The sequence below is a fragment of the Nonomuraea sp. NPDC050643 genome (assembly GCF_040654715.1).
GTDB lineage: Bacteria > Actinomycetota > Actinomycetes > Streptosporangiales > Streptosporangiaceae > Nonomuraea.
Genome location: NZ_JBFAIM010000059.1, coordinates 11,284 through 24,172 on the forward strand (window position 1 = coordinate 11,284; position 12,889 = coordinate 24,172).

Consider the following 12,889-nt stretch of genomic DNA (forward strand, 5'->3'; position numbering starts at 1 on the left):
GCTACCAGGCGACAGGCATCGCGTGCAGCCCGAAGAACGGGGCGTCGTCGGCGAAGGGCAGCTCCTCCGGCCTGATCGCCAGGTGCAGCGCCGGCATCCGGGTCAGCAGCGTGCCGCAGGCGATCTGCAGCTCGGCGCGGGCGAGGTTGCGGCCGATGCACTGGTGCACCCCGTGGCCGAAGGCGAGGTGGTGCCGGGCGGAGCGGCGGATGTCGAACTCGTCGGGGTTCTCGAACGCCCGTACGTCGCGGTTGGCGCTTGCGGCCAGCACCGTCAGGCGGTCACCGGCGCGGATCCGCGCGGAGCCGATGTCCAGGTCGGCGGTCGCGATCCGGTCGAAGCTGACCCAGTCCTGTACCGAGTGGAAGCGCAACAGCTCCTCGATCGCGCCCGGCAGCAGGCCCGGGTCGGCACGCAGCGCGGCGAGCTGCGCCGGGTGCCGCAGCAGCGTGAGCACGCCCAGGGAGATCGTGTTGGCCGGCGAGTCGTAGCCCGCGAGCAGCAGCAGGAAACCGATGTTGACCAGCTCGTCCGTGGTCAGCTCGCCGGTGGGCAGGTGCCTGGCGGCCAGCCGCCGGATCATGCCCTCGTGCGGTGCACGCTCCGCGTCGCGGATGAGCTCGCGCAGATAGCCGCGGACGTCTCTGGACGCCTGGGCCGCCACGCTCGGGTCCATGCTCGTCACCGACAACATCCGCAGCCGTGACTCGAAGAACTCGTGGTCGGCGGCCGGGACACCGAACAGCTCGCAGAGCACACGTGCCGGAACCCGGCGCGCGTACAGGGCGACGAGGTCGGCGGGCGCCCCGGCCTCCAGCAGCTCGTCGATCGCGGTGTCGGCGATGCGCTGGAGGGCCGGCCGCATGGCGTCCATGGGACGGGCGCCGAGCTCCGAGTTCAGCAACCGCCGGAACCGGCTGTGCTCCGGTGGATCCATGTCGACGAAGAAGCCGTCGTCAGGGCGGTCGTCGTCGGGTCCGCGAGGTCGCTCAGGGCGTCCGGTGTTCGAGCTGATCCGCGGGTCGCCGAGGATCTGCCGCGCCTCGGCGTAGCGGGTGACCGCCCAGACCGGTGCGCCGTTGGGCAGATCGGCTCGGACGACCGGCGCGGTGTCACGCATCCGCCGGTAGGCGTCCGGCGGTGCGAACGGGCAGGTCCGCTCCATCGGGAAGGCCGGCGTCGCGGTCATGTCGTGCTCTGAGGTGCTCATGATGCCTTCCCGTTCGAGCCGGACACCACCCCGGCGATGTAGTCGGAGACGGCGGCGATGGTCGGCTGCGCCCACAGCAGCGTCGCCGGCAGCGAGCACCGGAATCGTTGCTCCAGCCGCCGCCGGACGACCACGGTCATCACCGAGTCCAGGCCCTGCTCGATCAGCGGCCGGTGGGGTGACAGGTCGGCGGGGGCGAGCCGCATCTCCTTGGCGATCTGCGCGCCGACCTCCTCGATCAGGAAGGTGCGCAGTTCCGTCGGCTCCAGGGCGGCGAACGACTCGGTGGGCCGCTCGCCGTTGGCGCCGTTCGCTCCGGGGGCCGGCGTGTCGATCACCGGATACCGCAGCCCCGACAGCCAGCCGATGACGGCTCCGGTGTCGTCGGTGATCCGTACCTGCGCCGTGTCCGGGTGCTCGTGGTCGAGCAGCACGTCGATGTGCACCGTGTCCGCCGGCTGTCCCGAGGTGACCAGCCGATCGATGTGCGTCACCATGCGCAGCAACGGGTCCCCGGGGAACACGCTCGGCGCCACGGACATGGCCGCGTCCAGGATGGGCCCCCAGAGCGAGGCGGTGGACGGGCCGCACCGCACGCGGGCGCGCAGCGCGCCGTACCCGCGCCGCAGCTCCTCGACGCTCCAGTCGAACCCGGTGCCCGGGACGCCGACGGCGGCCAACCGGCTGGTGACCAGGCCGGGCTCCGCTGACGCGAGCGGCTGCGACCGCGACGCCGGCGGCTCCCCCGGCTCGGCGGGGACTCCGGCCGTGGCGATCATCTGCCAGGCGGCGTCCGGTTCGCCGGCGGTACGGGCGGCCAGCCGCAGCTCGGTGCCCTGCCGTACGACCTGGACCTCGCGGCGATCGGCGGTCAGCAGCGGCGCCGACATCGTCACGTCGCCGAGCACCTGACCACCGGCGGCGGCGAGGAACGTCATGGCGAGGACCGCGGCCGGCACGATCTCCACCCCTTCGATCGCATGGCTGCCGGGGTAGGGCCGGGTCTGGTCGTCCAGGACGGTCCGCCACAACCGGACGTCCGTCCCGGCGAGATCGACATGGTCGCCGAGCAGCGTGTGCGTGTCCGGATCGTGGCCGCGGCCACCGGCGTCGGGAGGCGATGGCGGGCGCCAATGCCGGCGGCGCTGCCAGGGGTAGGCCGGGAGCACGACCGGCCCACCGGCGGGCTGCAGCCGATGCCAGTCCACGTCGAGACCGGCGCAGTGCGCCGCGGCCACGGCGTTGAGCAGGGTCGCCTGGGCGGGCCGGTTGCGGCGCAGCGAGGCGCCCACGAAGACGTCCTCGTGCCCGCCTTCGGTCAGCGTCTCCAGCACCGAGTGCGTGACGACCGGGTGTGCGGAGATCTCGATGAAGGCGCGGTATCCGTCGTCGGCGGCGGCGGTGACCGCGCCGGTCAGGCGCACCGGCCGGCGCAGGTTGGCCGCCCAGTACGCGCCGTCGAACCGGGCGCCGTCGCGTGGGTCGTCCAGCGCCGTCGAGTACACGGCGATGCCGGGGACACCGGGCGTCAGATCGGCCACGCTCGCGGTCAGGTCCGGCATGAGCGGATCCATCTGCGGTCCGTGGAACGCCACGTCCGAGGCGACCCGGCGGGCCGGAATCCCCTCCTCGAGCCAGCCCGTCAGCACCTCGGCCACGGCGTCCGGGGCGCCTGAGACGACCGTGGAGCCGGGTGACGACGCGATCGCGGCGACCACGCCGGGATGATCCGAAAGTCTCCGCTCCGCCTCGGCGAACGGAAGCTGCACCATGGCCATCGCGCCCCGGCCCGCGACCCGGCGCAGCAGGCGGGACCGCCGGCAGATCAGCCGGGCGCCGTCCAGGCGGCTCAGCGCTCCGGCCGTCACCGCGGCGGCGATCTCGCCGACCGAGTGACCGATCACGGCGTGCGGGCGCACCCCGTGCTCCCGCCACAGCTCGACCAGGCCGAGCTGCATCGCGAAGATCATGGTCTGGATGTGGTCGACCTCGGTGAGCTCGCCGGCGCTGAGCTCCTTGCGCGGTGAGAACCCGATCTCGTCGGCGAACACCGGCTCCAGCTCGTCGATCACGCGGGCGAACGCCGGCTCGGCGGCCAGCAGTTCGCGGCCCATGCCGGCCCACTGCGAGCCGTGGCCGGAGAACACGAACACCGGCCCGGGACCGGGATCGCCGAGTGGCCGCCCGGTGGCCACCGCCTCGTTCGGGGTGCCGGCCGCCAGGTTACGCAGCCCGCGGGTCAGCGCGGCCTCGTCCACCGCGGCCACCACCGCCCGGTGCGGCAGGTGGGTCCGGCGCAGGGCGAGGGTGTGCCCGAGGCTCGGCAGCGGCACCCGGCCGACGACGCCGGCGAGGTCGCCCGCGGCCTGCCGCAAAGCCGGCCGCGACGCGGCGGACACCGGGAACAGGCGCCCGGCGGGTGCCTCGGTGGGCGCCGGCACCGCGGGGCCCTGTTCGAGGATCACATGGGCGACGGTCCCGCCGTAGCCGAAGGCGGAGACCGCGGCACGGCGCGGATGGGCGGAGCCGGGCCACGGTGTCGGCTCGTCGACGACGCGCAGCCCGGCGCCGCTCCAGTCGACGGCCGGGGTGGGGGTGTCGAGCCGGCTCGGCGGGAGCTCGCCGCGGTTCACCGCCAGGACGGCCTTGACCAGGCCGGCGATGCCGGCGGCGCCCTCGAGGTGGCCGATGTTGGACTTGGCCGAGCCGATCAGGCAGGGCCGCTCCGGCGCTCTGCCCGCCCCGTACACGGCGCCCAGCGCGGCGGCCTCGAGAGGGTCGCCGACCGCGGTGCCGGTGCCATGCGCCTCGACGTAGCCGACCGTGCAGGGATCGACGCCGGCCTGCCGCAGCGCGCGGCGCATGACGTGCTCCTGCGCCTGGCCGCTCGGCGCCATGATGCCGACGGTGCGGCCGTCCTGATTGACCGCGCTGCCGCGGATGGTCGCGAGCACCGGGTCCCCGTCTCGTACGGCGTCGCGGAGCCGCTTGAGCACCACGACCGCCGCGCCCTCGCCGCGCCCGTACCCGTCGGCGGCGGCGTCGAACGACTTGCTCCGCCCGTCCGGCGCGAGGGTGCCCGCGGCGTCCAGGGTCAGCGTCTCTCCGGGGGACAGGATGAGGTTGACCCCGCCTGCCAGCGCCACGTCGGTCTCCCCCGCCCGCAGGGCCTGCACGGCCAGGTGGACGGCGACCAGGGACGCCGAGCACGCCGTGTCCACCGCCAGGCTCGGGCCGCGCAGGTCCAGCGCGTACGACACCCGGTTGGCCACCGCGCACGTGGCGGCGCCGATCCCGGTCCACGCCTCGATGTCGGGCAGATCCTCCAGCAGCCGGTGCCCGTAATCACCGGTGCAGACGCCCACGTACACGCCCGTGTCCGTGCCGGCCAGCGCGCCGGCCGGTATCCCGGCGTGCTCCAGGGCCTCCCACGCGGTCTCCATCACCAGGCGCTGCTGCGGATCCATCAGCTCCGCCTCGCGCGGCGAGAGTCCGAAGAACTCCGCGTCGAAGTCCGCCACCTCGCTCAGGAAGTGGCCGTGCGACACCGTGCGGCGCAGCGCCGCCATGGAGGACGGGCCACGGTCGGCATAGTCCTGCCAGCGCCCGGCCGGTGCCGGTCCGCTGGTGTCGCGTCCCTGGCACAGCAGGTTCCAGTACTCCTCCGCCGAGTCGGCGCCGCCGGGCAGCCGGCAGCCGATCCCGATCACCGCGATCGCTTCAGACGGTCGGTCCATCACGCATCGCCTCCCGGCCTCCGCGACCACGCGGGCGCCTCGAGAATCTCCACGACGGCGGCCGAGATGGTCACGCCGGGGCCGTAACCGAACATCAGCAGATGGTCGCCGGGCCCCAGGTCACCACCGCGGACCAGGTGCTCCAGGGCGAGCACCTGGTCGCTGGCCCCGCAGTGGCCGATGGTCCGGCCGAACTCCCAGGTCGAGCGGGACGCCGGGATGCCCAGCCGGTGCTCACAGATCTGGTCGGCGATCTCCTGGGAGGTGTTCATGCACGTCATCCGGGTCACGTCCGCCGCCTTGATGCCGGCCTCCGACAGGGCGCGGTCGATCACCTCGACCATCCGTTCGTCCAGCCTCACCAGCACCATGGTCCCTTCGCCTCCGGCGACCGCGCGGCGCCGGAACGTGTCGTTGTGCGCGGCGAAGTCCACCGCGCGGCCTTCGGTGACGCCGGGCGGGAACAGCGGCTCGGCGCACCGGTGCATCTCCTCGGCCTGCGACACCGACACCGAGGTCACCGAGGCGAGCCGGGCGAATCCCGGCTCGGTGTCGAGCACGACGGCGCCGGCCGCGTCACCGGCGACCGCCCCGGGCAGCATCCGCCAGCGGTCGACCAGCGGGGTGCCGTAGTTGTCGGCGGCGACCAGCAGGGCCGCCTGACGTCCGGGGTCGGCCCGCAGGTAGCTCGCGGCCAGTTCCAGGGCCGCGAACATGCCGTTGCAGCCCTGTTTGAGCTGGGTCGACAGGACGCCGTCGCCGACCAGATGGCGCTGCACGTAGGCCTGCGGTGGCCAGCCCTCCGGGCCCTGATGCCAGGTGGAGGTGTACAGGAGGAGGTCCAGCTCGGTGGGTGAGCGGCCGCTGCGGGCCACCGCGGCGCGGGCCGCCCGCAACGCCATCTCCGGTGCCGGCATGTCACCGGCCACCGCGACCGAGGCGAGCCCGTGCAGCTCGACCTCCTCGGCCGGGTACCAGCCCGCCGCCACCGCCTGGCCCACGTCCACGGTGTCGGGCAGGTACGAACCGACGCCGCTGATGTACATGTCCGCCGTCTCCATGTCGCCTCCTGGCTCGCTCGAACAGGTCAGTCCGGCCCTCCGGGGGCGTACTCCGGCGGGATGTCCAGGATCCGCAGCACGGCGCAGGCCAGGGTGGTGCCGGCGCCGAACCCGAGGAGCAGCATGTGGTCGCCGGGGGCCAGCGCTCCGGAGGCGAGCAGGTGGTCCAGCGCGACGAACTGGTCGCTGACGCCCAGGTGCCCGACGCGGGCGCCGTACTCCCAGGTGGTGTCGGCCAGGGTCAGCCCGAACCAGTTGACACCGCGGTGCTCCACGTCGTCCCAGCGCACGTGGGGGAAGGCCACCCGCGCCACGTCGTCGAGCGTGACCCCCGCCTCTTCGAGCGTGCGGTCGACCAGCTCCATCATCGTCGTCTGGATCATCAGCATCACCCGGGCGCCGTCACCGTTCAGCAGGCGTCTGCGGAACTCCCGGTTGCGCGCGGCGAAGTCCAGCGGCCGGCCCACGGTCGCGTCCGGAGGGAACATCGGCACGCCACCGTCGTTGACGGCCTCGGCCTCCGGCAGCACGGTCACGTTGACCGACCGCAGCTCGGCGAACCCGGTGTCCGTGGTGACGAGCAACGCGCACCCGGCGTCGCCCATCGCGGTGCCCTCGATCATCCGCCACCGGTCGACCAGCGGGGTGCCGTGGTTGTCGGCGCCGACCAGCAGCGCGGTGCCGCCCGGCCGCAGGTATCCGGCGGCGAGCTGCAGGGCGTTGAACAGGCCGCAGCATCCTTGCCGCAGCTCGATCGCCGGGACGCGCCCGCCGACCAGATGCTGCTGCAGGTAGTACTGCGGCGCCCAGCCCTCCGGGCCCTGGTGCCAGACGTCGCAGTACAGCATGAGGTCCAGGCCATGCGGCGACAGCCCGCCGGAGCGCTCGAACGCCTGCCGGGCGGCGCGCAGGCCCAGCTCCGGGGCCGGTACGTCGCCCGCCACCGCCGCGCCGACCAGGCGGAAGTGCTCCACGTCATCGGCCGGATACCGGCCCTCGGCGACGGCCGTCTCGATGGTGACCACAGGCGGCAGATGGACACCGATACTGCGCAGGTACGTGCCGGGAGTGCGCATCTCACCTTTCCTTCAGCGTGGGCACGCCGCGGGTGCCGGGAGCTTCACTGGCTGTGCGAGGCCACGACGGGATTCCCCGGCCCGTCGCGCAGCAGCAGCATCGGGTCGTTCAGCTCGTACAGACCGCACATCGGCGGGCAGGCCTCGTAGCCGAGGAGCCGTTGGATGTCCTCGGGGTAGCCGCGGACCACGTCCAGGGGGACGGACAGGTACTGGTTCTCCTCCTGGCGGAGGTTGCCGAGGTCGTAGGCGTACGACAGGCCGGTGCGGGGCTCGTCCGAGGCGTTGGCCCCGGCCCCGTGGTACGTGCTGCCGAGCCACAGCAGCGCGGAGCCGGCCCGCATCTCGGCGGGCACCGCCTCCTCGTCGCGCGGCCCTCGCTCGTCGTCCCACCGGTGGCTTCCCGGGATCACCCGGGTGGCACCGTTGCGTGCGGTGAACTCGCTCGCGGCGACCATGACCTGGACCCGGCTCTCCGGGCCCGGGTGGGTACGGAGGTGCGCCGTGTCGTCCCGGTGCAGGCCCTGGATCGGGACGCCGGGCTGAATCTGGATCGCCCGCGAGATGCCGAGCTGGATCGTCGGGACGAACTCGATGCGCTGCTCGCCGAGCCAGGCCCGCACCGGCCGCTGCAGGAAGTGCCGCGCGCTGCCGAGGAAGTGCGGCTCTCGCATGATCGTGGCCGACCGCGTGGTCCGGCGGACCAGGCCCGGCAGGATGCGGGTCTTCTCACCGACCAGCCGGCCGTCGCCGTCCGCCTGGCGTTCCAGGGCCGGGCCCAGGTCCTCCCACAGACCGTTGAGCGTGCCGGAGTCGATGAAATCCTCGATGATCACTGCTCCGGCCGCTTCGACCGCTTCGATCGCTTCTTCGATCGCGGCCGAGGCGGGCAGGACGGTAAGAGTCGGCTTGGAATCGGTCACCCGGGCCTCCGGGAGGGCTGTGTCGTGGCAAGTGGCTGATCGGTCCGCGGTGGTCTTATTCGTGGCGACTCGGAAGCGGGTGGCCGAACCACCGCGCGAGAGCGCCGGGCAGCGACTCCTCGTCGGCGGGTGTGCTCCAGGCGACGAAGCCGTCCGGGCGGATCAGCAGGGCGTCCGCCGGAGCCTCGGCGCACGCGGCGGTGACCACGTCGACCCGGTCGGACCAGGGCCCGGCGAGCGCGCGCAGTCCGGGGCCGGCTCCGAGGTCGAGCAGCAGCGGCCGGCCGGTGCGCTGCAGTTCGGCGAGCCGTACCGTGCCGTTGGCGCCTTTGAGCCGCAGGTCGGGGCAGTGGTGCCCGACCAGCGGATGGGTCAGCGACGGGTCGCCCATGTCGTAGCTGATGTGCAGGTCGTCGACCAGGGCGGTCAACTGCCGGTTCGTGTCGTCGTGGAGCAGCAGGCGGGTGAGCAGGCGGCGCAGCGCGTCGACGTGCGGGCCGGGGCGCATCAGCGCGATGGAGGCACGCTGCACCTCCAGTGTCTGCGCGCCGACCGGATGCCGTTCCGAGGTGTAGGTGTCGAGCAGGTCCTCGTGACACTGACCGCGTGCGACCGCGGCGAGCTTCCAGCCGAGGTTGACGGCGTCGCCCAGCCCGAGCCGCAGGCCGGGGCCGCTCCACTGCGACTGGACGTGGGCCGCGTCGCCGACCAGCAGGACCCGCCCCTGGCGGTAGGTCTCGGCCTGCCGCTCGTTGTCGGTGAACCGGTTGATCTTGTCGACCTTGGTGACCGTCACGTCGGTGCCGCTGAGCCGGCGCAGCGACTCCTGGAACTCCTCGAGCGTTATCGGCGCGTCTCGGTTCGCCGGTGGTCCGATGAACTCGAGGGTGATGAACCGGGGCGGCCCCTCCTCGTACACCAGGAGCCCGTTGTCCTTGCGGAACCAGCCGGGCAGGTGGAAGTCGGGGTCGTCGATCTCCGCGAAGGCGCGGTATCCGGTCGTGATGCCGTCGGTTCCCGGGAAGGCGATGCCGGCCAGCTTCCGGACCGTGCTCCGGCCGCCGTCGCAGCCGGCGAGCCAGTCGGCCCGCATCCGGTAGTGCCCGTCCGGACCGTCGACATCGAGGCTCACCCCGTCGCCGTTCTGGGTGAACCCGGTGACCGTGTGGCCGCGCCGTACCTCGACGCCGAGCTCCGCGGCACGCCGGGCCAGGTCCTTCTCCAGCACTTGCTGGGGCACCAGCAGGTCGGGAGATTCCGGACGGAGCACGAACATGGTGGCGAAATGCCGTGCGCCGGGAAAAGCCTTGGGTTGCAGGCTGTCCGGCCGCCGCTCGCCCATGGCGATGCGGGTCCGCTGTTCGGCCGTCGGCTGCGCGGGGGTCCCGTCGACCCCGATCATGAGACCGCGGCGGTCCAGGATGTCGATGGCCCGCCCGGTGATGCCCTCGGCCTTCGGATGCGTCTCGATCTCGGGCAATCGCTCGAGCACCACCACCGGCACGCCGTGCAGCGCCACCTCGCACGCGAGGATGAGCCCGACCGGTCCACCACCGACTACCGCGACCTGTGCCATACATACCTCTGCTGGGGGCCATGAGCCTGCTGGAGGAATCATTGGATGCCGGCCACGGACCGGCGATCTCGGCCGGGCGCGGTCATGTTTCCCGTGTGTTGGCAGATGCGTCTGTTCAGGTAGTGCCGATGCTAAATCGGGCTGATCAAAAATTGCTAGTGGTGGCATTTTCCGGATTTGTCATGCATAATCCGCTTCGATTGATCATCGGCGCGCAGGCGGGAGGTCGCCTATGAGCGACGGCCAGACAGCCCGACCCTTGGAAACCGACCGGCCCACTCCCTTCGACCCGCCCGTCGAGCTGCGACGCCGAGCCCCGCTCAGCAGGCTGGCCTACCCCGACGGGCACCTCGGCTGGGTGGCCACCGGATACTCCGTCACCCGGGCCATCCTGGCGGATCCGCGGTTCAGCACCCGGCGCGAGCTGCTGCATCAGCCGGTCGGGCGCGAGCGCGCGGTCGAGCCGCCGACACCCGCGGAGCCGGGCATCTTTCCGCACATGGACCCGCCCGAACACACGCGCTACCGCCGCCTGCTGAGCGGCCACTTCGGGCCTCGGCGCGTCGCCGAGCTGATGCCCGCGATCCGGCGGTACACCGCGGAGGCACTCGACGGCCTGGCGGACGCCGGGACGAACGGTGGCACCCCCGCTGACCCCACCGCCCCCACCGACCCTGTCGACCTCGTCGCCTCGTTCGCCATGCCGATTCCGGCGCTCGTGATCTGCGAGCTGCTCGGCGTGCGAGCGGAGGACCGGCAGCGGATCCAGGCGGCCACCGCGGTGATGAACGACCTGGACTCGCGCCCGGACCAGGTGATCGACGCCGTGATGTCGATCACGGGGACGGTACGCGGCGTCCTCGCCGATGGCCGGTCGGACGGGCTGCTGGCGCAGGCCGCGGCGACCGGCGAGCTGAACGACGAAGAGCTCACCAACCTCGGGATGGTGCTGCTGGCCACGGGCCACCTGCCCACGTCGAGCATGCTCGCGCTCGGGGCGTTCGCCCTGCTGACCGACCCGGCTCAGCGGGCCCGTCTGGCGGCGGATCCGGAGCGGGCGGTCGAGGAGTTGCTGCGGTACCTGTCGATCCTCCAGTTCGACGTACGGCGCACCGCGCTGGTCGACGTCGAGATCGACGGCCAGGTCGTCGCGGCCGGCGAGACCGTGGTGCTGGCGCTGCCGGTGGCCAACCGGGATCCCGAACGCTTTCCCGACCCGGACACCCTGGACGTGACACGCTCCGCGACCGGGCACCTGGCCTTCGGGCACGGCGTCCATCAGTGTCTCGGGCAGCATCTCGCGCGGGCCGAACTTCGGGTGGCGCTGACCGCGCTCTTCGAACGCTTCCCCGACCTGCGCCTGGCGGTGCCGGCGGCCGAGGTGCCGACCCGCGACCGCATGGCCGTGTACGGAGTGGACCGGCTGCCGGTCGCTTGGGGCGTCATTCCGGCAGTCCAGCCGAGATAGGTGGCAGATCATGCGCTACAGGACTCTGGGTGACTCAGACCTCCGGACGTCGGTCGTCGGGCTGGGGTGCAACAGCATCGGTACGGGTCTCGACGTGACCCGGACCAGGGCGATGGTGGACGCGGCGATCGAGGAGGGCGTCACGCTCTTCGACACCGCCGAGTCGTACGGCGCGCCCCCCGGCGCCTCCGAGGAGCTGCTGGGTGAGGTGCTGGCCGGTCGCCGGGAGCAGGTGGTGCTGGCCACCAAGTTCGGCGCCCCCGGCCACCGCCCCGACGACGGGCAGGGCGAGGCGCACGGGGCGCTTGGCGGCCGGTCGTACATCCGGCGGGCGGTGGAGGGGTCGCTGCGCCGCCTGCGCACCGACTACATCGACCTGTTCCAGTACCACGTCCCGGACGGCGTCACCCCGATCGAGGAGACCCTGTCCGCGCTGACCGACCTGGTGCGCGAAGGCAAGGTGCGCCACATAGGCAGCTCGAACGTCGCCGCCCGGGAGATCGCGGAGGCCGCGCGGCTGGCCCGCGCGGGTGGCCACGCCGCGTTCGTGTCGGTGCAGACCCACTGGTCGTTGCTGGACCGGAGCGCCGAGCGCGAGGTGGTGCCGGCGGCCGTGCGCGATGGGCTCGGTGTCCTGCCCTACTTCCCGCTGGCCCATGGGCTGCTGACGGGAAAGGTACGACGTGGGCAGGAGCCGCCGGCCGGGTCCCGGCTCGCGAGGCTTCCCCACCTCGTCACGCCGGAGAAGCTGGATCGAGTGGAGGCGCTGGCGTCGTGGGCCGAGAAGCACGGCCGGTCCGTCCTGGAGGTGGCCATCGGCGCCCTGGCCGCGCTGCCCGGCTGCGGTTCGGTGATCGCCGGAGCGACCGGCCCGGAGCAGATCCGGGCCAACGCGGCCGCCGGCGACTGGGAACCGACCGCCGACGAGCTGGCCGAGATCACCGCTTTGGCGCCCCTCGACTGACCGAGCCCCGCCGGCCGATCACCGGTTGGACCGCCAGGTATTCAAGAACGGCCATTTGACGTCGAGATTCACCAGCTCGATGACCCGGCGATCATCGATGATGACGCGCTCGTTGCCTTTGTAGTAACTGAACTTCGGAGCGTTCTTCTCGAACTCCAGTGAGATGTCGTCGAGATCGCTGAGAAAACGTTTGGGCAGGAAAGCCTCGCCATAGAGCGGCAGGGTGGGAATCTCGAAGGACTTGGTGAACGCGTACGTGGCCGACCCGCCCCGCACCGCCACGTGCTGGATCTGGGTGGAACCCCCATTCGCGGCGTTGACGTCGGTCAGGCCGTCGTACGGCAGGGGAATCCTGAAGGGCTTGGTGACGATGCCGCCGTCCTCGAAGATGATCGCCTGGGTGCCCTTGGTCCAGGTGTGCCGCCAACGGAAGCCAGGCCCGCTGAAGGCGATGGCGGCCGCGTCGATGTCACGGGTGAACGTCTTGGGCAGGAACGGCCATTTCTTCTTGATCAGCGCCGGCCCTTCGATGAGCCCGCGGTCGTTGAAGATCGCGTACTGGTCGCCGATCAACGCCATGTGCTTCCACGTTTTCCGCTCGTTCACGGTGGTCACCGCGTCGAAGGCGCGGAACGCCGAAGCGGGCGGGGGCGCCTGGTACGCCGCGGCGGCCGAGGCCACCGCCGTCGCGGAAGTGGGTGCGGTCGCCGCGCCGAGCGCGATCACGGCGACCAGCAGCGCCGGCAGCCGCCATAACCGTGGCAGGATCCTTGTTCGCTTCTCACGCATTCCCCACTCCGTTCACTGGCTCGCGTTGCTCAGCGGTCAGGAACGGTTCGCGCGAAAGCCCGGAGCGGATGAGAAGCGGCCGGAA

The 12,889-nt window shown here is 72.3% G+C and carries 10 protein-coding genes; 3 read left to right on the plus strand and 7 right to left on the minus strand.

Features of this window, described 5'->3' with window-relative positions; genetic code table 11:
• Position 1: 1 nt before the first annotated feature.
• The 6 genes from AB0I15_RS49435 to AB0I15_RS49460 are packed head-to-tail and all read right to left on the minus strand — an operon-like array spanning position 2 to position 9,583.
• Entirely contained in the window at positions 2–1,210 is a 1,209-nt protein-coding gene (locus AB0I15_RS49435) for a cytochrome P450 (protein WP_358113204.1), read from the minus strand.
• Complete coding sequence (locus AB0I15_RS49440; protein WP_358113206.1) at positions 1,207–4,947, minus strand: beta-ketoacyl synthase N-terminal-like domain-containing protein; 3,741 nt, start codon at positions 4,945–4,947, stop codon at positions 1,207–1,209. The genes AB0I15_RS49435 and AB0I15_RS49440 overlap by 4 nt, the downstream gene beginning before the upstream one ends.
• The gene (locus tag AB0I15_RS49445) at positions 4,947–6,008 is read right to left on the minus strand and encodes a ketoacyl-ACP synthase III family protein (protein WP_358113208.1); all 1,062 of its coding nucleotides are present in this window, start codon (positions 6,006–6,008) and stop codon (positions 4,947–4,949) included. The genes AB0I15_RS49440 and AB0I15_RS49445 overlap by 1 nt, the downstream gene beginning before the upstream one ends.
• Positions 6,009–6,034: 26 nt before the next feature.
• A complete protein-coding gene (locus AB0I15_RS49450; RefSeq protein ID WP_358113210.1) occupies positions 6,035–7,084 on the minus strand; it encodes a ketoacyl-ACP synthase III family protein in 1,050 nt (349 codons plus the stop codon).
• 44 nt (positions 7,085–7,128) lie between these two features.
• Positions 7,129–8,007 carry a phytanoyl-CoA dioxygenase family protein gene (locus AB0I15_RS49455; RefSeq protein WP_358113212.1) on the minus strand — a complete coding sequence of 293 codons (879 nt, stop codon included), beginning with the start codon at positions 8,005–8,007 and terminating at the stop codon, positions 7,129–7,131.
• Between the two features lie 55 nt (positions 8,008–8,062).
• Positions 8,063–9,583, minus strand: coding sequence for an FAD-dependent monooxygenase (locus AB0I15_RS49460; protein ID WP_358113214.1), 1,521 nt, complete (start codon positions 9,581–9,583; stop codon positions 8,063–8,065).
• A gap of 20 nt (positions 9,584–9,603) precedes the next feature.
• Between AB0I15_RS49460 and AB0I15_RS49465 the strand changes: the two genes are divergently transcribed.
• The 3 genes from AB0I15_RS49465 to AB0I15_RS49475 are packed head-to-tail and all read left to right on the plus strand — an operon-like array spanning position 9,604 to position 12,015.
• Positions 9,604–9,819, plus strand: coding sequence for a hypothetical protein (locus AB0I15_RS49465; protein WP_358113216.1), 216 nt, complete (start codon positions 9,604–9,606; stop codon positions 9,817–9,819).
• Positions 9,820–9,842: 23 nt separating this feature from the next.
• Entirely contained in the window at positions 9,843–11,051 is a 1,209-nt protein-coding gene (locus AB0I15_RS49470) for a cytochrome P450 (RefSeq protein WP_358113217.1), read from the plus strand.
• Between the two features lie 10 nt (positions 11,052–11,061).
• Positions 11,062–12,015, plus strand: a complete 954-nt coding sequence (locus AB0I15_RS49475; RefSeq protein WP_358113219.1) for an aldo/keto reductase — start codon at positions 11,062–11,064, stop codon at positions 12,013–12,015.
• 18 nt (positions 12,016–12,033) lie between these two features.
• On the opposite strand, the gene AB0I15_RS49480 is transcribed toward AB0I15_RS49475, so the two are convergent.
• Positions 12,034–12,741: a hypothetical protein gene (locus AB0I15_RS49480; protein ID WP_358113221.1), complete on the minus strand. Its 708-nt coding sequence runs from the start codon at positions 12,739–12,741 to the stop codon at positions 12,034–12,036.
• Positions 12,742–12,889 lie beyond the last annotated feature (148 nt).